22 protein-coding genes are annotated in these 23,703 nt (G+C 68.3%); 8 read left to right on the forward strand and 14 right to left on the reverse strand.

Annotated elements, in window-relative coordinates; translation table 11 throughout:
- Positions 1–43 precede the first annotated feature (43 nt).
- From pqqB to pqqE, 4 genes are read left to right on the forward strand one after another with little or no spacing between them, the layout of a single operon-like run.
- Positions 44–961 (forward strand): pyrroloquinoline quinone biosynthesis protein PqqB, encoded by a 918-nt coding sequence (gene pqqB / locus M1D55_RS17195; protein WP_456281378.1) that lies wholly within the window; start codon positions 44–46, stop codon positions 959–961.
- Positions 958–1,650 (forward strand): pyrroloquinoline-quinone synthase PqqC, encoded by a 693-nt coding sequence (gene pqqC, locus M1D55_RS17200; protein WP_456281379.1) that lies wholly within the window; start codon positions 958–960, stop codon positions 1,648–1,650. Before pqqB ends, pqqC begins: the two co-directional genes overlap by 4 nt.
- A gap of 41 nt (positions 1,651–1,691) precedes the next feature.
- Positions 1,692–1,937 (forward strand): pyrroloquinoline quinone biosynthesis peptide chaperone PqqD, encoded by a 246-nt coding sequence (gene pqqD / locus M1D55_RS17205; RefSeq protein WP_006578067.1) that lies wholly within the window; start codon positions 1,692–1,694, stop codon positions 1,935–1,937.
- On the forward strand, positions 1,909–3,081 hold the full coding sequence (gene pqqE, locus M1D55_RS17210; protein ID WP_456282728.1) for a pyrroloquinoline quinone biosynthesis protein PqqE: 1,173 nt from the start codon (positions 1,909–1,911) through the stop codon (positions 3,079–3,081). Before pqqD ends, pqqE begins: the two co-directional genes overlap by 29 nt.
- A gap of 195 nt (positions 3,082–3,276) precedes the next feature.
- On the opposite strand, the gene M1D55_RS17215 is transcribed toward pqqE, so the two are convergent.
- The 13 genes from M1D55_RS17215 to M1D55_RS17275 form a co-directional block, all read right to left on the reverse strand.
- Positions 3,277–3,615 (reverse strand): c-type cytochrome, encoded by a 339-nt coding sequence (locus M1D55_RS17215; RefSeq protein WP_064573563.1) that lies wholly within the window; start codon positions 3,613–3,615, stop codon positions 3,277–3,279.
- Between the two features lie 59 nt (positions 3,616–3,674).
- Positions 3,675–5,408, reverse strand: a complete 1,734-nt coding sequence (locus M1D55_RS17220; protein WP_006578064.1) for a PQQ-dependent methanol/ethanol family dehydrogenase — start codon at positions 5,406–5,408, stop codon at positions 3,675–3,677.
- Positions 5,409–5,693: 285 nt separating this feature from the next.
- On the reverse strand, positions 5,694–6,662 hold the full coding sequence (locus M1D55_RS17225; RefSeq protein WP_456281380.1) for a quinoprotein relay system zinc metallohydrolase 1: 969 nt from the start codon (positions 6,660–6,662) through the stop codon (positions 5,694–5,696).
- Positions 6,659–7,468, reverse strand: a complete 810-nt coding sequence (locus M1D55_RS17230) for a quinoprotein dehydrogenase-associated SoxYZ-like carrier (protein ID WP_456281381.1) — start codon at positions 7,466–7,468, stop codon at positions 6,659–6,661. The genes M1D55_RS17225 and M1D55_RS17230 overlap by 4 nt, the downstream gene beginning before the upstream one ends.
- Positions 7,465–8,298: an ABC transporter permease gene (locus tag M1D55_RS17235; RefSeq protein WP_456281382.1), complete on the reverse strand. Its 834-nt coding sequence runs from the start codon at positions 8,296–8,298 to the stop codon at positions 7,465–7,467. Before M1D55_RS17235 ends, M1D55_RS17230 begins: the two co-directional genes overlap by 4 nt.
- 5 nt (positions 8,299–8,303) lie before the next feature.
- Positions 8,304–9,485 (reverse strand): ABC transporter substrate-binding protein, encoded by a 1,182-nt coding sequence (locus tag M1D55_RS17240; RefSeq protein WP_456281383.1) that lies wholly within the window; start codon positions 9,483–9,485, stop codon positions 8,304–8,306.
- Entirely contained in the window at positions 9,478–10,494 is a 1,017-nt protein-coding gene (locus M1D55_RS17245) for a PQQ-dependent catabolism-associated beta-propeller protein (RefSeq protein ID WP_456281384.1), read from the reverse strand. The genes M1D55_RS17240 and M1D55_RS17245 overlap by 8 nt, the downstream gene beginning before the upstream one ends.
- A complete protein-coding gene (locus M1D55_RS17250; RefSeq protein ID WP_456282729.1) occupies positions 10,491–11,267 on the reverse strand; it encodes an ABC transporter ATP-binding protein in 777 nt (258 codons plus the stop codon). The genes M1D55_RS17245 and M1D55_RS17250 overlap by 4 nt, the downstream gene beginning before the upstream one ends.
- Positions 11,268–11,290: 23 nt before the next feature.
- Positions 11,291–12,298: a tripartite tricarboxylate transporter substrate binding protein gene (locus tag M1D55_RS17255; RefSeq protein WP_456281385.1), complete on the reverse strand. Its 1,008-nt coding sequence runs from the start codon at positions 12,296–12,298 to the stop codon at positions 11,291–11,293.
- A 23-nt stretch (positions 12,299–12,321) separates the two neighbouring features.
- Complete coding sequence (locus tag M1D55_RS17260) at positions 12,322–12,735, reverse strand: DUF779 domain-containing protein (RefSeq protein ID WP_006578021.1); 414 nt, start codon at positions 12,733–12,735, stop codon at positions 12,322–12,324.
- Between the two features lie 127 nt (positions 12,736–12,862).
- On the reverse strand, positions 12,863–14,383 hold the full coding sequence (adh, locus tag M1D55_RS17265) for an aldehyde dehydrogenase (RefSeq protein WP_006578022.1): 1,521 nt from the start codon (positions 14,381–14,383) through the stop codon (positions 12,863–12,865).
- 230 nt (positions 14,384–14,613) lie between these two features.
- On the reverse strand, positions 14,614–15,240 hold the full coding sequence (locus tag M1D55_RS17270; RefSeq protein ID WP_006578023.1) for a response regulator transcription factor: 627 nt from the start codon (positions 15,238–15,240) through the stop codon (positions 14,614–14,616).
- On the reverse strand, positions 15,240–16,685 hold the full coding sequence (locus M1D55_RS17275) for a sensor histidine kinase (RefSeq protein WP_456281386.1): 1,446 nt from the start codon (positions 16,683–16,685) through the stop codon (positions 15,240–15,242). The genes M1D55_RS17270 and M1D55_RS17275 overlap by 1 nt, the downstream gene beginning before the upstream one ends.
- A gap of 193 nt (positions 16,686–16,878) precedes the next feature.
- On the opposite strand from M1D55_RS17275, the gene M1D55_RS17280 reads away from it, so the two are divergent.
- Both M1D55_RS17280 and M1D55_RS17285 read left to right on the forward strand, forming a co-directional pair.
- Positions 16,879–19,317 carry a TonB-dependent receptor gene (locus tag M1D55_RS17280; protein WP_456281387.1) on the forward strand — a complete coding sequence of 813 codons (2,439 nt, stop codon included), beginning with the start codon at positions 16,879–16,881 and terminating at the stop codon, positions 19,315–19,317.
- Between the two features lie 71 nt (positions 19,318–19,388).
- On the forward strand, positions 19,389–20,150 hold the full coding sequence (locus M1D55_RS17285) for a hypothetical protein (protein ID WP_456281388.1): 762 nt from the start codon (positions 19,389–19,391) through the stop codon (positions 20,148–20,150).
- Positions 20,151–20,186: 36 nt separating this feature from the next.
- Here the strand turns inward: M1D55_RS17285 and M1D55_RS17290 are convergent, their stop codons facing one another.
- Positions 20,187–22,517, reverse strand: coding sequence for a glycosyl hydrolase family 28-related protein (locus M1D55_RS17290; protein WP_456281389.1), 2,331 nt, complete (start codon positions 22,515–22,517; stop codon positions 20,187–20,189).
- Positions 22,518–22,761: 244 nt separating this feature from the next.
- On the opposite strand from M1D55_RS17290, the gene M1D55_RS17295 reads away from it, so the two are divergent.
- Positions 22,762–23,190, forward strand: coding sequence for an antitoxin Xre/MbcA/ParS toxin-binding domain-containing protein (locus M1D55_RS17295; protein WP_456282730.1), 429 nt, complete (start codon positions 22,762–22,764; stop codon positions 23,188–23,190).
- Positions 23,190–23,651, forward strand: coding sequence for an RES family NAD+ phosphorylase (locus M1D55_RS17300; RefSeq protein WP_023263887.1), 462 nt, complete (start codon positions 23,190–23,192; stop codon positions 23,649–23,651). The genes M1D55_RS17295 and M1D55_RS17300 overlap by 1 nt, the downstream gene beginning before the upstream one ends.
- Positions 23,652–23,703: the final 52 nt, after the last annotated feature.

Consider the following 23,703-nt stretch of genomic DNA (forward strand, 5'->3'; position numbering starts at 1 on the left):
ACTGCAACACGAACGCAAGGCGCGTACGGCGCGTGGCACCGCGATGACGACGTTAAAGGTTCTGGGCTCCGCGGCGGGCGGGGGCTTTCCGCAGTGGAACTGCAACTGCACCAATTGCGACGGCGTGCGTCGCGGCGCGGTTTCGGCGATGCCACGCACGCAGTCTTCGATCGCGTTGACGGAGAACGGGCTGGACTGGCTGCTGGTCAACGCATCCCCCGACATCCTGGCGCAGATCCGCGCCACGCCGGCATTGCAGCGGGCACGCCAGCGGCGCGACACGGGCATCGCGTCCGTGCTGCTGATGGACGCGCAGATCGATCATGTCACCGGGCTGCTGATGTTGCGCGAGCACGGTCGTCGACTGCCGCTATATGCGACCGCGCCGGTGCTCGCCGACCTGTCCGACGCCTTGCCGCTGTCGCGCGTGCTGTCGCACTACTGCGGTCTGGAGCCGCATCCGCTGCCGCTCGATGGCAAGCCGTTGCGCATTGCGCCGCTGCAGCGCGCCACCATCACGCCCGTGCCGCTCGACAGCAAGGCACCACCGTATTCGCCGAACCGGCAGGCGCCGCAGCGTGGCGACAATATCGGCCTGCGCGTCGTCGACACCGCCACCGGCAGACGCGTTTTTTACGCTCCCGGCCTCGGGCACGTGACAGCCGAGCTGATGGAGGAACTGCGCGGCGCCGATATCGTGCTGGTCGACGGCACGTTCTGGACCGACGACGAGATGCTGCGGCAGGGGCTGTCGAACAAGACCGCGGCCGAGATGGGCCATCTGGCGCTGTCGGGCGCAGGCGGCATGGTCGAGGTACTCGACGCGCTGCCGGCATCGCGCAAGATCCTGATCCATATCAACAACACCAATCCGATTCTCGACGAACGGTCGCCGCAGCGCCGCCATCTGAGCGCGCGCGGCATCGAGGTCGCCTGGGATGGCATGGAGATCGCGCTATGACGCAGGCCACCGCGTGGAGCCCCGCCGAATTCGAATCGCGGCTGCGCGCGAAGCAGTCGGGCTACCACATTCATCACCCATTCCATCGCCGCATGGCGGCGGGGCGCTGCACGCCGGAACAGATCCGAGGCTGGGTGGCCAACCGGTTTTACTACCAGGTCCGCATCCCGCAGAAGGACGCGGCCATCCTGGGCAACTGCCCGGACCGCGAGACACGCCGGCTGTGGGTGCAGCGCATCGTCGACCATGACGGCACGGACAGCGAGCCCGGCGGCATCGAAGCCTGGGTCCGGCTCGGGGAGGCGGTGGGCCTGCCGCGCCAGGCGCTGTGGTCGCAGGAGCTGGTGCTGCCCGGCGTGCGCTTCGCCGTCGACGCCTACGTCAATTTCGCGCGCAGCGCGCCGTGGCAGGAGGCGGTGTGCTCGTCGCTGACCGAGATGTTCGCCCCGGAGATCCACCGGCAGCGGCTGGAAGGCTGGCCGGAGCACTACCCATGGATCGAGCGCGACGGGCTGGACTATTTCCGCTCGCGCATCCCGCTCGCCCAGCGCGATGTCGACCACGGCCTGCGCGTGACACTCGAACATTTCCGTACGCCGGCCGAGCAGCGGCGCGCGCTCGAGATCCTGCAGTTCAAGCTCGACGTGCTGTGGTCGATGCTCGATGCCATCGAGAGGGCCTATCCATGACCGCGCCATCCCCGCCATCCCAGTCATCCCCGCACACCGGCATGCCGACCCTGCATCGGACGCTGCGCCTGCAATGGGAGGAGGCCCAACAGGCCTGGGTGCTGCTGTATCCCGAGGGCATGGTCACCTTGAACGACAGCGCGGCGGCAATCCTGCGGCGCTGCGACGGCTCACGGACACTCGACATGCTGATCGACGAACTGCAGGGCGCGTACGACGTACAAGGAATCGCCGCGGAGGTCCATGCCTTTGTCAAACATGCATTCGAACGCGGCTGGCTCGCCTGAGGGGGCAGCGCGCCCCGGTCCGCCGTTGTGGCTGCTGGCCGAGCTGACCTATCGCTGCCCGCTGCACTGCGCGTTCTGCTCGAATCCGGTCGACTATGCGCGGCACGGCGAGGAGCTCGACACCGCGCGGTGGCTGGACGTGTTGACGCAGGCCAGAGCGCTGGGCGCGGTGCAGCTGGGACTGTCCGGCGGCGAGCCGCTGATACGCAAGGATCTCGAAGCGCTCGTCGCGCATGCGCGCGGGCTCGGCTTCTACATCAACCTGATCACCTCCGGTGTCGGCTTGACCGACGAACGGTTGGGGGCGCTGCGCGAGGCGGGGCTCGACCACATCCAGCTTTCCTTCCAGGATTCGACGCGCGAGCTGAACGACTTCCTGTCGAGCACGCGCACCTTTGACCTGAAGCGGCGCGTGGCCCGGATGATCAAGGCGCACGGCTATCCGATGGTGATGAACTGCGTGCTGCACCGGCATAACCTGCCGCATGTCGGCACCATCATCGACATGGCGCTGGAGATGGGCGCCGAGTATCTGGAGCTGGCCAACACCCAGTACTACGGCTGGGCCTGGCGCAACCGCCTGGCGCTGATGCCCGATGCCGCGCAACTGCGCGAAGCCGAGGCCGTGGTGGAGCGCTATCGGCGGCGCATCGGCTCGCGTTGCCGCATTCTGTTCGTGGTACCGGACTATTTCGAAACGCGGCCCAAGAAGTGCATGAACGGCTGGGGCACGACGTTTCTGGGCGTCGCGCCCGACGGCACGGCGCTGCCTTGCCACGCCGCCCGCATGCTGCCGGGCCTCGCGCTGCCAAACGTCAACGACATGCCACTGCGCGAGATCTGGTTCGACAGCGACGCATTCAACCGCTATCGCGGCACCGCGTGGATGAAGGGCGCATGCCGGTCCTGCGACGAAAAGGAGGCCGACGCGGGGGGCTGCCGCTGCCAGGCATGGCAACTGACCGGCGACGCCGACGCGACGGATCCGGTCTGCGACCGGTCCGGCGATCACGATCGCTTGCGTGCCATCGTGGCGCAGGGCCGCCTGGCCGCCGTGCTGGCCCAGGGACGCGTGGAGCGGGGCAAGGAGGCGCCGCTGCTGTTCCGCACCGATGCCAATTCGCTGCGGTTGAGCGAGAGGTAGAGCGCGAGAGCGGCAGAGCGGCGGAGCGGCGGAGCGGAAGAGCGGAAGAGAGGGCGAGTCGCGCGGCGAGCCGTCGCGCTGCCGGCACCATGCTCCCTCTCCCGCTTGCGGGAGAGGGCTGGGGAGAGGGCTAGGGAGAGGGTGATGAAGGACCATGGAGGGCGATGGAACATCGCGCCTCGCACGGGCCGCCGTTCAGCCGGCCTCCAGCACCCACGCCGCCAGCTGCTTCGCTTCCTCGTCCTTCAGCGATGGATGCGGCGGCATTGGAATCCGCCCCCATACCCCCTTGCCGCCCTCCTGGATCTTGCGCGCCAGCTTGCCTGCGGCCTCGCCGTCCCCCTTGTATTTGGCGGCAACCTCGGCGAAGCCAGGGCCGACCAGCTTGCCCTGCATGCCATGGCAGGAGAAGCAGCCGTTCTTGTCCGCCAGCGCCTTGATATCGGGTGCCGCCTGTGCCGATGCCGCAAGCGCGAGGCCGAAGGCAAGGGCGGCTGCGCGCGGCGCGATACGTCGATTTCGTTCTTTCTGCATGGAATTCTCCAGCTCTTGCTGGGCCGGCACCGCCGAGGGCCGGCCCTTCGGACAAACGCTCAGACCTTGCTCAGCTTGAACACCCAGACCGAGCCGCCTTGCTCGAGGAAGTTGACGCGCTTGGCGACGTCGCCGCCCCACAGCGGCACGGCGCCGCCCCAGCCCGACACCACGGCGATGAACTGCTCGCCGTTCTCTTCCCAGGTGACCGGCGGCGCCACCACGCCGCTGCCGGTCTGGAACTGCCACAGCTCCTTGCCGGTCTTCGCATCGGCCGCCTTCAGATAGCCCTCGGGCGTGCCCCAGAACACGAGGCCGCCGGCGGTCGTCATCACGCCGCCCCACAGCGGGGCATTGTTCTTGACCTCCCAGACGATCTTGCCGGTCTTCGGATCGATCGCGCGCAGCGCGCCGATATAGTCCTCGTTCAGCGGCTTGATGGTGAATCCCGCGCCAAGGAAGGCCGCGCCTTTCTTGTAGGTGATCGGCTCGTTCCAGATGTCCATGCCCCACTCGTTGGCCGGGACGTAGAACATGCGGGTCTGCGGGCTGTATGCCATCGGCTGCTGGTTCTTGCCGCCGAGGAAGCCCGGCGCCGCGAACACCGACTGCCCCTTCTTCTGGTCCGCGGGATCGCCGGGACGGCTTTCGGCGACGAAGTTGGGCCGGCCGGTCTTCAGATCGATGTCCTTTGCCCAGGTCACCTTGCGGACAAATGGAAAGGCGTTCAGCACCTTGCCGTCGCGCGCGTCGTTGACGTAGAAGAAGCCGTTGCGGTCGGCCTTGCCGCCGACGCGCTTGCCGTCGAGATCGAAGGTCACGAACTCGTTGACGCCGTCGAAGTCCCAGCCGTCGTTCGGTGTGTTCTGGTAATGCCAGACGATCTTTCCGGTGGCCGGATCGATGGCGACCGTCGACGACGAGTACAGGTTGTCGCCCTTGCGCAAGTGGCTGTTCCACGGCCCCGGGTTACCAGTGCCGAAATAGGCCAGCCCGGTCTTCGGATCGTAGGTGCCGCCGAGCCAGGTCGCCGCGCCGCCGGTCTTCCAGGTCTCGCCGGGCCAGCTGGCGTTCAGGTTGCCGGTGATGCCGTTCTCGATCTTGTTGCCCTCGGCGTCGAACCGATAGCCCATGTGCCCTTCGACGGTCGGGCGGACCCAGACCATCCGGCCGGTCTTCGCGTCGCGCGCCTCGACGCGGCCGACCACGCCGAACTCGCCGCCGGACACGCCGGTCAGCACCAGGCCCTTGACGATCATCGGCGCCGCCGTGTACGAATAGCCTGCCGCGTAATCGTCGATCTTGTCCTTCCACACGACCTTGCCGGTGTCCTGGTTGAGCGCCACCAGTTGCGCATCGAGCGTGCCAAAGATGACCAGGTTGTCGTAGAGTGCCGCGCCGCGGTTCACCACGTCGCAGCAGGGCATGATGCCTTCGGGCAGCCGATGCTCGTACTTCCACAGCTTGGCGCCGGTCTTCGCATCGAGCGCGAAGATCCGCGAATACGATGCGGTAACGAACATCTTGCCGTTATGGATCAACGGCTGCGATTCCTGGCCGCGCTGCTTCTCGCCGCCGAACGAGAACGACCACGCCGGCACCAGGCGTGCGACGTTCTTCGTGTTGATTCTTGCCAGCGGCGAGAAGCGCTGGCCCTCCGGTCCGATTCCCCACGACAGCACATCACCGGGACTCTTCGCGTCGTTTTCGATCATCGCGTCCGTTACCGCGGCACGCGCGGCGAAGCTGGCCACGCAGGCGGTTGCCAGCACCAGCACCTTCAACTTGCTCATCGTTTGCTCCTCTCTCTTTTTGTCGATCATCGGTTTCGATCATCTTTGCTGCGGTTTTCCCGGTGGTTCTTCGGTAGGCGCGGCACGGGCCGATCGGCAATGCCGCGCCGGTGCGCCAAACCGCAAATCGCGTGCCACGCCAGCCGTGAAAAATTCCCGTTGTTGGCGGGCCATTTCGCGCCGCGACCGACTGCGCAGATGCGCCGTACCGGGCCGTATCGCGCTACCGCGCAACAACCGCTGTCGCGGAATGGAGCACCTCTTGGCCGAGCCCGGCACAGGCGTTCATGGCGCCAATGCCTCGCGTTCGTACGCGGGGTACAGGTGCGTGACGTTGCGCAGGTATTCGGCCGGCATCGCGGCCCATTCCGAGTAGGGCGCCGGCACCGGCATCGCGATGACCTCGGCGAGATCGCGGCCCTCTCTGGCGGCTCGGCGCAGGCGCGCGTCGAGCCAACGCAGGTAATCCCGCGTCTGTGCGATCGCATCGGCGCGATCGAGCGCCGGGCCATGGCTTGGCACCAGCAGACGCAAGCCGTCCTCGCGCATCCGGCGTTCCAGCACGTCCAGGCTGGCCAGCCAGCGTGCGATGTCGGCGTGCGGCGTGGTCGGGACGCGCGAGCGGAAGACGAGGCCGCCGGCGAACATCACGCGCGCGGTATGGTCGATCAGCACCAGGTCGTCGCCGGTATGGCCCTGCAGGTGCAGCAGCTCGAAGCGATGGCGGCCGATCGTGCGCTGTCCCGGCTCGATCGTCGTGGCGGGCGGCGCCGGTTCAGTGCCGGCCATCCAGTCTCCGCACAGCCGATACAGGTTGTCGGCATACGAGCCCGCCTCGCGCGCAGCACCCGCGACGGTGCCGGCAAGCGCCGCCGGCTTCGCGTCGGCGTAGGCCTGGTTGCCGAAGAAGTAGTCGGGATGCAGGTTCAGATTCAGCACCAGGCGGACCGGCGCATCAGTTACCTTGGCGATCGCCGCGCGTTGCTGCTCGCCGTAGCGCCGCGACGGTCCCGTATTGACGACGACCACGCCATCGCCAGTATCGATGAAGGCGGTATTGATGATGTTGCAGCCGTTGCCGACCGCGAAGTCGGCGTTCGCGCCCTCGAGCAGCCAGACGCCGTCGCCGATGCCGCGCGGCGCGAGGCGGTAGTCTGGCGGCTGCAGCGGCCTCTCCGCGAGCCCGTCGCCGAATGCCGATGCGGGCAACAGCAGGGCAATCTGCAGGGCGATCGTGGCCAGCCTGTTGCTCATGGCAGCACCCTGGCGTCGATACGGTTGCCGTTGTTGTCGCGGCCGGTCACCGCCAGCGGTTCGGCAGCCGGCTCGCGCAGGTCGAACGAGAAGATCGGGTTCTCCGAAACGGGCTCGTGCAGCGCCAGCGTGCCGAGCGGTTCGCGGCGGCCGTCGACGAGGGCCAGCTGCTCGATATGGAAGGCAGGGATGCCCGCCACGAGGCCGGTATCCATTGGATGCATCACGCGGATCCGGACGCGGCCACCGCCGCCATCGAGCGCGGCGAAGCGCCGGGCCTCGACCCGGTTCAGCGTCGCGCTCCACGAGCCATCCTTGCGTGTCACGCCGGGCACCGTGCAGCCGCCGCCGGCGGCGTCGACCAGCAGCCCGCCGACATGCCAGACCCCGTCGCGCGTGCGCGCCGCCACCCGCACCGGCGATCCCTGTTCCAGCTTGAAGCGGAAGGACAGGGCGGGCTTGAGCCTGCCAGGCGTGAAGGTCAGCACCTGGCGGATCGGATTGCGGTCGACGCCCACGACGATCCTGTCGACCTCGCCCAGCGCGGAGGCATCGAACGCGATGGGCACGTTCAGCGCATCCTCGGCGAAAGCGGGGCCAATAACCTTGACGCGCGGATCGAATACCGCCGGCGCATTGCCCAGCATCTCGGCGCGCAGCGTGGGCCATTGCGGCGAGGCGAAGGGATCGGCATCGGCCGCCGCATGCCCCCGTGCCGCGGCCAGTACCGCCGCCAGGGCCAGCAGCGTGCCGAACCACCCGCGGCTGCGCCCGCCATGGCGGCGGGGCCAGGCTGGCCGGCTCATGCCCGCTTCCCCAGCGGCCTTGCCATGCCGCGCTGCGGGTCGTAGCCGAACAATGCCACGCCGAAGAACAGGCAGGCACACGCGGCCACCACGGCGAGGCTGCCCCATGCCGCCTGGCCATACAGCGCGAAACGGATGGCCTCGAGCGCGTGCGTGAACGGGTTGATCCGCGCCAACTGGTGGATCGCCTCGGCCCCCGATTCCTCGAGTTTCCACAGCGGATACAGCGCGGTGCTGATGAAGAACATCGGGAAGATCACGAAGTTCATCATGCCGGCGAAGTTCTCCAGCTGGCGGACATGCACCGACAGCGCCAGGCCGAGCGCACCGAGCATCAGTGCAACCAGCGTCATTGCCGCCAGCAGCATCGGCAGCGCGGTCCAGGCAACCGGCACGTCGAACAGCACGGCAACCAGCAGGAACACGGCCATCTGCAGCAGCGACAGCAGCGCACCGGCCGCGAGCTTGCATGCCAGCAACCATGGCCGCGGCAGCGGCGCCGTCAGCAGCAGCCGCATCACGCCCATTTCGCGGTCGTAGACCATCGCCAGCGAAGACTGCATGCCGTTGAACAGCGCAATCATCGCCAGCAGGCCGGGGGTCAGATAAACCTTGTATTCGACATAGGTGTCGTAGGGCGGAATGATGGCGACACCGAACACGTTCTGGAAGCCTGCGGCAAATACCAGGAACCACAGCAGGGGCCGCACCAGTGACGAGACGAGCCGCCCGGGCTGGCGCAGGAACTTGCGCAATTCGCGCCCGGCGACGGCGCGCAGCGCGCGCCAGCGGTGGAGCAGGGGAGAGGTCGGCATGGCGATGGGGGGCATGGGGATCAGCGGCGGCACGCGCTCTCGGGCGCATCCGCGCCCAGCGTGTCGAGGTTGTTCTTCGGATGCAGGAAACCGTCGAGCGGGGCGACCGCCGCCACGCCGTCGGGATGCGCGAGCAACACCGGCTGGCGCAGCTGCCCGTCCCAGGGCCGGAAACTCAGGCGCGGGCCCTTGAAGCCGTCGATGGCAATGTCGCCGGATCGCAGCGCCTTCGCCTGCTCGGCAAACGGCGCCTTCGGCGCGCGCGTCATCGCTTCGACCACCGCCTTGATCGCCACCCATCCCGCCCAATCGTGTCCGCTCATCGGCCGCCCGGCTGCCTTGACGAAGCGCCGGTTCAATTGCGGGCCGCCGTGGCGCTCCCACGCGCGGTGCCACGCCATCGCGGTCAGCCCGTTGGCGCCGGCAACCGGGCGCGGCAGCTGCGTGGCATACGGCACGGTGCGGGCGAACTCGCCATCGGCGTCGGCGACGATCACGACGTCATGGTCGGGCCCACCGGTCAGCAGGCGGACGTTGGCGAGCTCCCGTTCGCGCGGATCGTTCGACAGGCGGAAATCGCGCTGCGCGGCCCACGCGACCCCGAAGCGCCGGGCCGCCTGCTGATAGAGCGCCTGCCACGCGCGATCCTCCGGGGCGGGTCCGGTCAGCAGCAATGCCTTGCGCCATTTGCGGGCGGCCAGCGCCTGCATCAGCGCGTCGGCCTGCATGCGCCGGCTCGGCAGCGTGTGCAGCAGATGCGGGGCGCAGCCTTCCCCGCGCAACGCGTCGTCGTCGGCCGAAACATTGAGCAGCAGGGCGTCGGCCGGTTTGACCGCACGGGCCGCCGCGCGGACGGCATCGGCGGGCAGGTCCAGCACGATATAGCGGACACCCTGGCGCGCCAGCGCCGCGGCGGCCTGGGCCGCGGCCTGCGCATCGCGGGCTTCGGCCGCTTCGAGCTTCAGCGTCAGCCCCGCGGCCTCGAGCGCAAGGCGGGATTCGGCCGCGGCCACGCGCATGCCGTCGAAAGGCCGGCCCTCCGGGTGGCCCGGATAGCGCTGTTCCAGCCGTTTGGGCTCGTAGCGCGGATCGTCGGCGAGGCTGACGACGCCGATCCGCAGCTCCGCCGCGGAAGCGGTCGCGATACCGGCCAGCAGTGCGCAGGCGCCGGCCAGGGCGCGCAGCCGGGCCAGCCTAGTCATCGATGACCACCGAATGCGGTACGCGGCCCGCCTTCAGCGTAGCCACTGCCTTGGCGCGCATGGTGTCGACCACGCTGACGTCGTCCGACAGGCCGTTGGTCACGTACAGCAGCGCATCGTCGCGGGTCAGCGCCAGGCCCCACGCGCGCCTGCCGACCAGCACGTAGTCGAGCACGCGCCGGCTCGCGGCGTCGACCACCGCCACATGGTTGGCCCGTCCGAGCGCCACATAGGCGCGCCGGCCATCGCGCGACAGCGCCATACCCACCGGCGTCACGTCGTCCGCGCGAAAGCCTTTCGGTGCGAACGTCAGCACGTGCACGACCTGCAGCGTGTCGGTGCGGATGATCGACACGCTCGCGGCGAGCTCGTTGCTGACCCACAGCTCCTTGCCGTCCGGCGACAGCGCGAAGCGGCGCGGCCGATTGCCGACCGGGATATGGCGAATGATCTTGCGGCTGTCCACGTCGATCACGTGGACCAGATTGGCCACTTCGGAGGCGACGTAGACGCGCTTGCCGTCGGCGCTGACCTTGACCCCTTCCGGCTCCTCGCCGACGGCCACCGAAAAACGCTTCTGTCCGGTGGCCGTGTCGACCGCGGTCAGCAGCGCCTCTTCTTCGTTCGAGACGTAGAGCGTCCTGCCGTCCGGGCTGAGGTCGAAGATTTCGGGATCGTCGCCGACACGCAACACGGCCAGCGTCTTGCGCGCGCGGACATCGACCACGTCGACGCGATCGTCGTCGCTGCAGGCGACATAGAGCCGGCTGCGATCGGGAGACAGCTGCAGATGGCGCGGCCGGCGGCATTGCGGCAACACGGCGGACATCTGCCGGCTGGCGGCCTCGTAGAAAATCAGGCTGCCGTCCTTTTCGCTGGAGACGATCACCTGGCCGCGGCCCGCTGGTGGTGCCGCCTCCGACCATCCGGCCAGGACCAGCACGGCGGTCACGGCAAGCGTGGCGCCCACGATCCAGCGGATGCGCGGCACCGGTGGCAGATGGCTCATGGCAATGCCTCCGAATCAGTAAGGGCCAGGAAGGCCGCTTCGAGATCGGGCTGCCCGGTGGCGTCGCACAGCATCGCCGGAGGACCGTCGAAGCGCACCTTGCCCCTGTGCAGCACGACGACGCGGTCGCAGCCGGCAACCTCCTGCACCAGATGCGTGGCCCACAGCACCGCGGTCGATTGCCCCGCGGCAAGGCGGCGGGCCTCGTCGACGATCTGCATGCGGGAAGCCGGGTCGAGTCCGACCGTGGCCTCGTCCATCAGCAACAGCGCCGGTTCGTGCAGCAGCGCCCGCGCCAGTTCGACCTTGCGGCGGTTGCCGCCCGACAGCGCGCGCACCGGCGAGCGATCGCGCTCGGCCAGGCCGAAGCGCGCGAGCAGGGCGGCGATCCGCGGCAGCGACTGGCGCCGGGCAAGGCCATGCAGGTCGGCATGGAACAGCAGGTTGTCGCGCACCGGCAGGTCCAGGTCGATCGCCGGCTGCTGGAAGACGATGCCGAGCCGGGCCAGCGCGCGGGCCGGATGCTCGCGCATGTCGGCGCCCATCACCTCGGCGCGCCCCGCGTCCGCCACGAACAGCCCGCTGAGGATCTGGAACAGCGTGGTCTTGCCGGCGCCGTTCGGCCCCAGCAACGCAACGAATTCGCCGGGGCGCACCGAAAGCGAAACGCCATCGAGCGCAGCCTGCCTGCCGAAACGCTTGACCAGTCCGTCGCAGCGCAGCGCCGGCGCGGTATCGCACGGTGCTTCGTTCGATGCGGCGTCCGCGCGCATCGCGGGGGCGAGGGTGGAACCCATCACGATGGCTCCTTGCCGGCGGCCAGGCCCAGCCGTTGCGCGAAGTCGCGCTCGCGGGCCCACACCCCGCGCAGATAGGCCTCGTACCGCGCGGTATCGAGATAGGTCAGTTCCTGGTCGTACCTGGCCAGCTCGGCCAGATGCCGGGGGTGGCGCATCGCGCGGGCAAAGGCATCGTGCAGCCGCCGGACGATACGCGGATCGGTGCCGCGCGGCACGCCGATGCCGTAGGGCGAGTTGTGGACCGCGTCGGGATAGCCGAGCTCCTTCATGGTCGGCACCTCGGGCCAGCGCGGCGACCGGTGTTCGCTGAACAGCGCCAGCAGCCGCAGGCGTCCGCTGTCGACATAGGGTGCGAAACCGGTCGCGCCGACACCGGCCATCAGCGCGCCGCCGGATACCGCGAGCATCTGGTCGGCGATGCCGCGGTAAGGTACATGCACATAGCGGATATGGTGGCGCCCGAGCACGTCGTCGATCGCCAGATGCGGCGTGGTGCCGATGCCGGACGAGCCGACCGTCAACGCGTCCGGATGCGCCTGGCCCCAGGCCACCAGGTCGCCGAAACTGCGGAACGGGCTGTCGGCCGGCACCACCACGCCAAAGGTATAGCCGGAGATCATCACCACCGGCTGGATATCGCGCAGCGGCTGCCAGGTCGTCTTCTGCTGGTGCGGCAGCCGGTAGACCGTGACCGGCAACTGGCCGATCGTGTAACCGTCCGGCTTTGCCACGGCGAGCAGGGCGCCGACCAGCGCACCGCCCGCTCCGGCGCGGTTCTCGACCACCACCGGCTGGCCGAGCTCGTGTGCGACCAGTTCGGCCAATACCCGCATCGACAGATCGGTGGCGCCGCCCGCGGGCCAGGGCACGATCAGCGTCAGCGGATGCGACGGGTAATCGGCGGCCGCAGTGGTGCCGGCATCGGCCCAGGCCGCGACGGCGGGAAACGCCGCGCTCGCGGCCAGCGAACCAAGGGCGATTGCGAGGGCGCGGCGCCTTGGCATCGGGAGGGTCTGCGCGGGCGCCATCACGCGGCGAGGTCGGGATAGTCGACCGTCGCCCGCTCTGGCGGCGTCGCGGCGAGCCGCTCGGCTTCCTCGTCGCCGAACAGCCGCGAGCGCGTCAGAAAGCGCATGCCGGTGGCACGTTCGATCGAAAACATGCCGCCGTTGCCGGGCACCACGTCGATGATCAGCTGGGTGTGCCGCCAGTATTCGAACTGCGATTCGCTCATGTAGAACGGTGCGCCGCCGATCTCGCCGAGCTTGATGTCGCTGCCGCCGACCAGGAATTCGCCGCGGGGGAAACACATCGGCGCGCTGCCGTCGCAGCAGCCGCCGGACTGGTGAAACAGGATGGGGCCGTGGTCGGCGATCAGCCGCGCGATCAGCGCGAGCGCGGCGTCGGTGGCGATGACGCGTGGGGGCAAGGGGGTATTCATCGTCGGATTCCGCGAAGATGCCCCCGCCCGAGCGAAGGCCGAGCGCCCGGCGTGCTTGCCGCTCGCGGCAGAACAAGGCGCCAGGATTCGGCTTCGCGCGGGCGAGGGCCGTTGCCAGGCCCGTCGGTCAGAAGAAGCCGAGCGCGTTGGGGCTGTAGCTGACCAGCAGGTTCTTGGTCTGCTGGTAGTGGTCGAGCATCATCTTGTGGTTCTCGCGCCCGATGCCCGATTGCTTGTAGCCGCCGAACGCCGCGTGCGCGGGGTAGGCGTGATAGCAGTTGGTCCACACGCGGCCGGCCTGGATCGCACGGCCGAAGCGGTAGGCCCTCGTGCCGTCGCGCGTCCAGACCCCGGCGCCAAGGCCATACAGCGTGTCGTTGGCGATCTCGAGCGCTTCTTCCTCGGTCTTGAAGGTCGTCACCGATACCACCGGCCCGAAGATCTCCTCCTGGAAGATCCGCATCTTGTTGTGGCCGCGGAACACGGTCGGCTTGACGTAGTAGCCGTTCTCCAGCCCGTTGCCCAGCTGGGCGCGTTCGCCACCCGTCAGCAACTGCGCGCCTTCCTGCTTGCCCAGGTCGATGTACGACAGGATCTTCTCGAGCTGCTCCTGCGAGGCCTGCGCGCCGATCATCGTGCTGCGGTCCAGCGGATGGCCTTGCTTGATCGCCTCGACGCGCTTGATCGCGCGCTCCATGAAGCGGTCGTAGACCGATTCCTGGATCAGCGCCCGCGACGGGCAGGTACAGACCTCGCCCTGGTTCAGCGCGAACATCGCGAAGCCTTCCAGCGCCTTGTCGAAGAACGCGTCGTCCTTGTCCAGCACGTCGGCGAAGAAGATGTTCGGGCTCTTGCCGCCGAGCTCCAGCGTGACCGGAATCAGGTTCTGGCTGGCGTACTGCATGATCAGCCGGCCCGTGGTGGTCTCGCCGGTGAAGGCGATCTTGGCGATGCGCTTGTTCGACGCCAGCGGCTTGCCGGCCTCCAGGCCGAAGCCGTTGACGACGTTGAGCACGCCCGGCGGCAGCAGGTCGCCGATGATTTCGAGCAGCACCATGATCGAGGCGGGGGTCTGCTCGGCGGGCTTGAGCACCACGCAGTTGCCCGCAGCCAGCGCCGGCGCCAGCTTCCACGTCGCCATCAGCAGCGGGAAGTTCCATGGAATGATCTGGCCGACGACGCCCAGCGGCTCATGGAAGTGGTAAGCGATGGTGTCGTGGTCGATCTCCGAGATGCCGCCTTCCTGCGCGCGCACCGCCCCGGCGAAATAACGGAAATGATCGATCGCCAGCGGCAGGTCGGCTGCCATGGTCTCGCGCAGCGGCTTGCCGTTGTCGATCGTCTCGGCGACCGCCAGGCGCTGCAGATTGGCCTCCATGCGGTCGGCAATGCGGTTCAGCACATTGGCGCGCTCGGCGGGCGACGTGCGGGCCCAGGCCGTCTTGGCGGCGTGGGCCGCGTCGAGCGCCAGCTCGATATCGTCGGCGTTGGAACGGGCGATCTTGCAGAAGGCTTGTCCCGTGACCGGCGACACGTTGTCGAAGTACTGGCCCGACTGCGGCGGTACCCACTTGCCGCCGATGAAGTTGTCGTAGGACGCCTTGTACGGGAATTCGATATCGAGGAACTTCAGTTCCGCATGGTTCATGGTGGTGTCTCCTGACGAATCGTTCGTGTTGCGCTTGCGCTGCTGTCTTGACGACCGGGTGTCCGGCCAGTCCACTCCCATCAGCGCAAGGAGCGTGCCACTGGCCGTTCGCCGCGTTCCGGCATCGGTTTCGCGGCAAGGCGCGCCGCCACTGTTGCGCCGCTCACCGACACGTTGCGCACGGTGTCCTGAAATGGAGCAATCGTGTTGCGGCTGCCGGCAGCCAGGCTTCAGTCGAGTCCGTGCTCGCGCGCATAGCGGTACATCTCGACGACATTGGCCAGCCCCAGCTTCTTGCGGATCAGCGTCTGGTAGTTGGCGATCGTCTTGGTGCTCAGGTAGCGCTGCGCGGCGATGTCCTCGATCGCGATGCCGCGCGCCAGCAGGCGGAACAGATCGAATTCGCGCGGCGACAGGCGCATGTGCGGCAGCGCCTTCGGGTCGCCCTCGCCGGCGACGGCGGCGATGTCGTCGGACAGCGGCCGCTCGCCGGCCGCGACGCGATGCACCGCGTCGACCAGCAGGTCCGGTGCGCTGCTCTTGGTCAGATAGCCGTCCGCGCCCGCGCGCAGCGCCTGCGCAACGATGGCCGGGCTGTCGTGCATGCTGAAGACCAGCACGCGCAGCGCCGGCACGCGTGCCTTCAGGCAGCGCAGCACTTCCAGCCCGCCGCGGCCGGGCATCGACAGGTCCAGCACCAGCACGTCGGCGGGATGGCGGCTCAGCCAGAGGTAGGCGGCGTCGCCATCGGCGAACTCGGCGACCACCTGCAGGCCGTCATCCAGCTCCAGCAGGCGGCGGTAGCCGGCGCGGACCACCGCATGGTCGTCGGCGAGCGCCACACGCAGCGGCATCATCAGGCCAGCTCCGGCACGCGGCCGTGGCCGGGGCCGCCGGCCCGGGCCACGGTGTCCGGCGCATGGTCCGCCGCAACTGCCACACCCGGCGAAATCGCCGCGACGGCAGCAGGCTGGGCCGCCAGTGCGCCAGGGAAACGGGCCAGCAGCTTCAGGCCCGGTCGCGTTTCGCCGGACCGTGAGGCGCTCAGCTCCAGTTGCCCCCCATGTGCCCACGCCCGTTCGCGCAGGCCGCCCAATCCGCAACCGGCCTCGAACGCGGCGTCGAGATCGCCGATGCCGACGCCGTCGTCCTCGACGCACCAGACGATGTCGCCGGTGGCGTTGGCGGCCACGCGGGCCTGGACCGTCGCGGCGCCCGCGTGCCGCACGGCGTTGGTCAGGGCCTCCTGCGTCATGCGGTAGAGCGCCAGCGCCAGCGCCGGCGGCACCGCCACCGCGCCGAGCTCGATCTCCAGGCGAAAGTCCGTGCGCGAATCCGGCTGCGCGCGCCACCCTTGCAGCAGGTCCTGCAGCATGCGGGCCAGCGGGACCGGCCCGTTGCCCGGCTGCGTGCCATGCGGCCGCAGCCGATGCAGCAGCGAGCGGACATCCTGCTGGATGCGCGCGCCATGCTGTGACAGCCCGTCGGACACACTGCGCAGCGCGGCGTCGTGCGTCAGCCGGCGCGACAGGTAGGCCGCGTCGGCCCGCATGGCCGTCAACGTCTGGCCGAGCTCGTCGTGCAGTTCGCGTGCGATCCGGGCCCGCTCGTGCTCCTGTGCGTCGAGCAGCCGCAGGCTCAGCGCGCGGCGGGAAGCCTCCGCCTGCGCCAGTGCCGCGGCGAGCTGCTGCAACGCGCCCCGGATCGCGTCGAGTTCGGCGATCCGCGTCGGCGGCAGCGCGGCATCGTATTCGGCGTGCTCGTAGCGGCGGATTGCCGCCAGCATCCCGCGCAGCGGGGCCAATGCCCGTCGTGCCGACCATGCGATGCCGGCAAACAGCAGCGCGCTGTACAGCGTCAACGTCGCCAGCTGGCCGGCGAAGGTGTTCAGCGCCTCGCTTTCCTCGCTGCGCGGATTCCAGTCCAACGCCACGCGGTATCCGGCCCCCTCGGCCGCCGGGATGGTCCACGACGCGGCCGGTTCCGCGGGCGCTTCACTGCCGGCAGCGCCGGTCTGCGGGACGAGCACCACGCCGCGATCGTCCCGCAGTGTCAGGCGCAGATGGCGCAGCGCGCCGGAAGCCGCGATGTCCCGCAGGGCGCGCAAATGTCCGTTACGGGCCTCGGCGTGGTCGGCCTGCAATCCCGCGAGATGACGGAACATCCTGGCGGTGGCATCGGCGCCGCGCCGTTCGCTGCGGATATCGCCTGCGGCCGTGGCCAGCGCGAACAGCGTGGCGATGACCAGGCTCAGCAATGCGATCGGCGCGGCCCGAAGCAGCAGATGGCGGGACAGGGGCATGGCAGGGGTCTCCTCGTTTCCATCGAGGCGGCCCCGCGCTCTGGTGGCGTGGCTGCGCGGCGCATCGATCCCGGCCTGGCGAGCCGGTTCCCGTCCCGGTCGGGAGTTTTTCCCGGCCGTCGGGGTATGGAACCTGCTCGACGGGATCGTGCGGCCCGACAGAGGTCCGCTCGATACCAGGAGGAGATGCAAGATGTCAGCCAACCGGACCGCTGCCGCCGCCGGCAGGCCCCGCGCGCCCGCCGCGACGCGCCGTACCGGGTCCCCCATTCCCCGTGCCATCGCCATGGCCTGCGCGATCGCGATGTTCGGCGCCGGCCACGCTGTTGCACAACAGGGCAGCACTGTGTCACAACAGGACAGTTCGCTGCCGACGGTCACCATCGTCGCCGCCGCGCCGCTGCCCGGCATCGGCGTCGAGCGCGATACGCTGCCATACACCGTACAGGGCGCGGAGCGCGACACTGCGTCCGGTCCGCGCGCCGGCAATCTTGTCGAGTACCTGAGCCGCAATCTGGCCGGCGTCAATGTCAACGAGATCCAGGGCAGCCCATTCCAGGCCGACGTGACCTACCGCGGCTTCCGCGCCTCGTCGATTCTTGGCGTGCCGCAGGGCCTGTCGGTCTATCTCGACGGCGTGCGCGTCAACGAGCCGTTCGGCGACGTGGTCAACTGGGACATGATTCCCGAAGCCGCGCTCGACCATATCGCGCTGGTGTCGGGTTCAAACCCGGTGTACGGCCTGAACACGCTGGGCGGCGCGCTGGCGCTGACGACCAAATCGGGGCTGACTTCGCAGGGCTTCGGTGCCGACATCTCGTACGGCAGCGGTGCCCGCAAGCGCGCCGACCTGTCGTTCGGCGCGCGCAGCGAGGACGGCTGGCACGGCTTCGTCGCCGGCACGCTGTTCAAAGAGAATGGCTGGCGCGACCATTCCGACGGCCGGCTCGGCAATCTGTTCGTGAAGGCCGGCCGCAGCAGCGGGGCGACCGAGTGGGACCTGTCTCTGTTGCATGGCAGCAGCCGGCTCGTCGGCAACGGGCTGGTGCCGGACTATCGGCTCGATGGCAGTGCCGTGCTGCCCGACCTGTATGCGGGGAACCGGCGCGCGGTGTTCACCTACCCCGACCAGACCCGCAACCGCGTCACACAAGCCACGCTGAACGGAAGCCACTGGCTCGACGACACGACCCGCATCTCCGCCATGGCATACGTCCGCCACAGCCGGCGCGACACCGTCAACGGCGACGTCAGCGAGGACTACGCCGAATATGCCGAGGCCTGCGAGGACGGCTTCAACGCCGATAGCTCGCCGGCCGACGACGACTGTGGCTATACGCGCGAGCAGGGCGCCGCGCTGCATCCGGCCGTGTTGAACACGACCCACACCCGCCAGCGGGGCCAGGGCGCCGCACTGAGCCTGGCCAAGGAACTGGGCGCACACCGCATCAACATGGGCGTGACCTTCGACGCCAACCGGGTGCGCTACGCCCAGTACGAACAGGAGGCGCTGCTGAGCGCGGACCGCGGCGTGTCGGCCGCGCCCGGGTCCGAGGTCGAGCTGTTCTCGGGCGCCCACGGCAAGTCGCGCGCGATCGGCGTTTATCTGGCCGATCTGTGGGCGCTGACGCCGACGACCCATCTGAACCTGTCGGCCCGCTGGAACCGGTTGAAGGTGACCAGCACGCTGATCGACAGCGACGGCAGCGACAAGCCGACGGAGCGCTTCACCTACAGCAAGCTCAATCCAGCGATCGGCCTGACCCAGCAGGTTGGCGCCGGTCTGACGCTGTTTGCCAGCGCCGCGCAGAGCAATCGCGTGCCGACGGTGATCGAACTCGGCTGCGCCGATCCCGCGCAGCCGTGCCGCCTGCCGGCGGGCCTGCAGGCCGATCCGTACCTGAAGCAGGTGGTCTCGCACACCTACGAGGTCGGGGCGCGCTGGCGGCCGTCGCGCGGCCTGGAACTGTCGGGCACCGCCTACCGCACCGACAACCGTGACGACATCCTGTTCCTGCGCGCGCCGAACAGCCAGCAGGGCTACTTCTCGAATTTCGATCGCACCCGCCACCAGGGCGTGGACCTGCTGGCCAACTGGCGCCTCGATGCGGTGACGCTGCGGCTTGGCTACAGCTATCTGCAGGCTACGTACCAGGCTCACGGACGTATCCTGGCCGGCGAGCGCACGATCGATGTCCGTCCCGGCATGCGGCTTGCCGGGCTGCCCCGGCACACGCTGAAGTTCGGCGCCGACTGGCGCGTGACGCCGTCGTTCGCAATCGGCGCCGACGTGCTGGCCGTGTCATCCAGCGTGATCAGCGGCAACGAGGACGGCCTGGCCAGCGATCCGCGGCCGGGCAGGGCACCGGATGCACGCCGCTGGGATACCGCCGGCTATGCCACCGTCAATCTGCGCGCCAGTTATCGCGTCAGCAAGCAGCTCGAGCTGTATGCCCGCGTCGACAACCTGTTCGATCGCCGCTATGCCAGCTATGGCCAGCTGGCAGAGAACATCCTGCCGGACGGACGTCTGGTGCAGCCGCACGTGGCGCCGCAGGATGCGGCGACGTCGCGCTTCATCGCCCCCGGTGCGCCGCGCAGTATGTTCGTCGGGCTGCGGTACCGGATGTAGCGCACCGGCAAGGCGCGCGGCGTGGGACCGATGTGCTAGGCTGCCGCACTTTGCACTCCACGCCAATCGCCATGCAGCCGTCGCTCGCCGCCTTTCGTGCCACGCTTGCCAGTTTCGTCAGTTCCCGCGCCCTCAAACTCGCCGTCGGCCCGATCGTGGTGCTGCTGATCGCCGGTGCCGTCTTTCTCGGGCTGCCGCTGGTCATGCTGATGACCGGTGTCGTACCGCCCTGGGTGCAGGCGCTGTACGGCGGTGCGCGCGGCGTCGCACAGACGCTGCTGGTGGTGCTGTACCAGCTTGCGCTGATCCTGCTGGTCGCACTGTGGTCGATGCCGGGCGCCATTGCGCAGATCGCGGGCGCTTACCCCGCCGCCGGGCCGTCGGGCGACGCCGTTTCCGGCCAGCGCGGCGCGTTGGCGCACTACGTCGGCACCTATATCGTGCTGTGCGCACTGATCCAGTTTCTTGCCACGGTCCCGCTGCTGTATGCCGCGGCCAACCTCGCCGCGCAGGCGTGGCTGGCGATGCGGCTGATGCCGTATCTGGCGCTGCGCAAGCGCGCATCGGCCGGCGAATTCTCCGCGCTGAGCAAAGGATGGCGACTACCGTTTGCCGGCGTGGCGGTCGCGGGCGTCGTGCTCAGCGGTCTGATCGCCGCGGCGATCTCGGCGGCAATCGCGCTGTTGATGCCGGGGCCGGCCGCGTTTGCCGGCGTGACGATTGGTCGCGTGCTCGGGATGCTGTTCCTGGTCTACTGGTTCGCCCATCTGTCGCTGCGCGCGCTGGCCACGATGCGCGGCGATGCGGCCGGCGGCGGACCCGCGCTGGCATAGGCTCGCGTCCCTCGCCGAAGGGCCTCGCGCCCGCGCCTACGGACGGTTGTTCCGGATCATCGCCCCCGGCGGACCGCTCGATCCGCCGAACCACGGTTCGACGCGCGCCTGGTTCTGTTCGACCAGGATCGAGTAGTTGTCCTTGAAGCTGTTCGGAAAAAAGATCATGCCGGGGCTGGCGACCCGATTGCCCCGTACCAGAATGCCGGACAGCGTCGCGCCCGGCATGCCCATCACCGCCAGCCCGCGCGTGACGTTGCGCGCCGCGGTGCGCATCACGAAGACCGGGTCGCCATCCTCGGCGACGGTGTTATCGAGGCAATCGATATTGAAGGTCGGCAGATAGGTATTGTCGCCATAGGGCCCATAGGCGGCGATGGCGATGCCGTCGCCGGCGTTCATGTTGTAGTTGTGGTCGATCACGCTGTCGAACACGCCGCCAAAGAACAGGATCGAATTCAGCGCACGGCCATGCATGTTGCGGAATTCGTTGTGGCTGACGGTGATGCGCAGATAGCCGGTGGTGATGTTGATCACAGAGGACGAATCGGGCACCACGTCCCAGGGCGTCGCCAATTCCATCACGCGGCCCTTGATCGATTTCAGATGCCGGTATTGACCGACTCCGGTGCCGGCGACGATCGACATCACGACGTTTTCCGGATTGCTGGTGCCGACCATGTCCCAGTTCGGATCGCGCGCCAGCGTCACCGAACTGGCCGAGCTGGCGGCGAGCCTGCCCAGATACGCGCCACCGCCGCCGTCCGTCGTGAAGAACTGGTTGGTCGGCGTGTACGTCATGTTGCGGAACAGGTTGTAGCCGAGATAGAAGTTGCGCGTGGCGTTGGCCGTGGCGCCGCTGATCATCGGGCGGCTGGCGCCGATCACCACGCCTTCGTTTATTTCGTCCTGGGCGCCGAACAGATTCTTGGTCACGACGACGTTCTGGCTGTTGGCGATGCCGTAATCGCCCTTGGTCGCCCGGTTGCCGGTGATCAGCACGCCGTCGCCGTAGTCGATCGACATCGTCTTGCGCGAGCTCAGCGTCGAATTGACGATGCGCAGGTCCGGGCCGGCAATCTTGATCAGCTGCGCGCTTCCCGCGCCGTTGGTGTAGTCGGCCGACACGACGAAATTGACCCGCTGGATCAGGATATGGCCGTTCGCGCGCGGATCGCTGCCGAGGTTGGCGGCCCGCAGCATCGTTTCGCGATGGGGCGCGCGCAGCGTCAGCGAGGCCACGCCGAAATGGCTTTCGCCCGTGATCCACGACGCGGGCGTTGCCGCGGCGCTGTTCGCCTTGCCGAGCAGCGTCGTCGCGTCCTCGGATTCGCCGACCAGATACTGATGGCGGCGCAGCGCAATCGTTCGTGAAATGGCGAATTGTCCGGCCGGCAGCTTGAAGACGGTGCGCACGCCATTGCTGCGGTTCTTGTCGAGACAGCCTTGCAGCACGGCGGCGTTGTCGGTGACACCATCGCCCGTCAGTCCGGGGCACGACACCACGGCAGGCGGCTTTGGCGCGGGTTGGATGCGGATCGGCACCGGCAGCGCGGCGGTCAGGTCCTTGTGCTGTGAGCCGATCCAGACGTGGTACGAACCGGGCGCCATGCCGGCGGGCACGCCGGCCACCATCGCCGTGTCGTCGGCGTGCTCGACCGTCAGCGGATAGAGCCGGTTGTCGGCCGATTGCAGATAAGCCTCCTTGCTGCCGTTGAAGTTCTTGCCGAACAGCCGCAGCTTGCCGCCGGCCTCCGCACCGCAATTGACCAGTTCATGCGCCGGCGCCTCCAGACTGGAATCGGTATCCGGCGTGCCGAGAATCCACTGGATTTCCGGCCGATTGACGATGCCCTCCAGCGCCGGCACCGCGCGATCCTGGTCCTCGATGCGGTAGGCGTAGGGGCCGTATTTGAGGTTCGCCGGGATGGTGAAGGTCAACCCCGTCGAGCTCAGATTGACGGCAGGCACCGTGATTGCGCTGGCACGGACCGCGCTGCGCCAGTCCGTCATCCCGGACGTGAGGGCCACCAGACGCACGGTCTTGCGGTTCGCCGTAAAGGCGCCGCTCATCAACACGCTCTGGCCGGGCCGGTTCTCGCGCGAGGTCCAGAAGATGGCGTTCTTCTCGTAGACCGGCTCGCTGTCCGGCCGCATCTGCTTGACGTCGACGAACACCGCCCGCTTGCCGCTGCCGGTATCGCCGTTCTTGCCGATCATCGGGTTGGTGCACCCGCTCAGCGTGCCGACGTCGGTGATGGGTGCGACCACCGTGCCCGGCGCGACCGCCGGCGCGGGCGCCCCACGAGGCTCAGCAGCGCCCGCCACCCCGTGCCAGCAGCCGAGCAGCGCCAAGGCGGCGGTCAACACGCGCTGTCGAAAGCGAGACGCTGGCTTCATGGTTACCCCCGTTTGTGTCAGGCGAACGGACGACCATGCCGAAGCAGCATCCGCCACCTATATCGGACCGACCATTAATGTCGGTAAACGACAGCGGTAACAGTACGAAACGACACACAGCCTCAATCGGAGAGATTCTTCGTCCACTTACTTAGCTGGCGGAGATCAAATGGACTACAATTTGGAATCAACTGATCCAATGGGTGCCGATATGTTGGTCGTTCCGCCGGACCGCATCAGCGCCGCCATGGCGCTTTCGCCGCCCCGCGCCTCCCTTGCCGAGCTCGATGCAGCGGTGCGAGAAGGATTGCCAAAGTCCGCACTGCGAGAAATCGTCGAGCACGTGGTACGAACGTCAGAGGAGCGACGGATGTTGATGTCGCGGATCGTGCCAGAGGCGACCTTCAAACGCCGGAAGGATCGTCTGACGCCGGACGAGTCCGAAAAAACCGAGCGGCTAGCTCGGATCTTCGCGACGGCCAATTTCGTATGGGATGACGAAGAGGATGCCCGAGAGTTTCTGCATGCGCCGCATCCGCTCTTGGCCGGCAACACACCGCTCGACGTATCGATGACGGAGCTCGGTGCCAAGCGGGTCGAGGAAGTTCTCTGGAGGCTTTTCTATGGCATGGCTGCGTGATGCTGATCTACCGGATCGCAGACCGCCGCCATGACGTGTGGAACGGTACCGGCGCCATGCTCATGGGGGGCCGTTTCAACAGCCCGGGCCGTCCTGTCATCTACGGCGCCCTCAGCTTCGCAGGTGCCATGCTCGAGGTTCTCGTTCACTCACGCATCGGCAAGGTGCCGAGGCAGCATGTCGTGGTGGTCGCCAACGTGCCCGACGACATCGGGATCGAACGCGCAGGCCCGAACGACTTGCCGAGGGGCTGGGACGCTTTGGACGATCCCCGCGCGGCTCGCGGCTTCGGCGATCGCTGGCTGGCCGACATGAGATCCGCCGTGCTGATCGTGCCCTCGGTCGTAGCTCCTCTCGAGTGGAACGCGCTAGTCAATCCGATGCACCCGGACACAGCCAAGCTCGTCGTCTCGGCGCCGGAGCCGGTGCGTTGGGACGAGAGGCTGTTCCGAACGTCGTAATCCCCGCCGGTAGGCGGGGATCATCGGCGATGCCGAATGGGGGATGGAAGCC

This window comes from Cupriavidus sp. JZ107 (assembly GCF_053903255.1).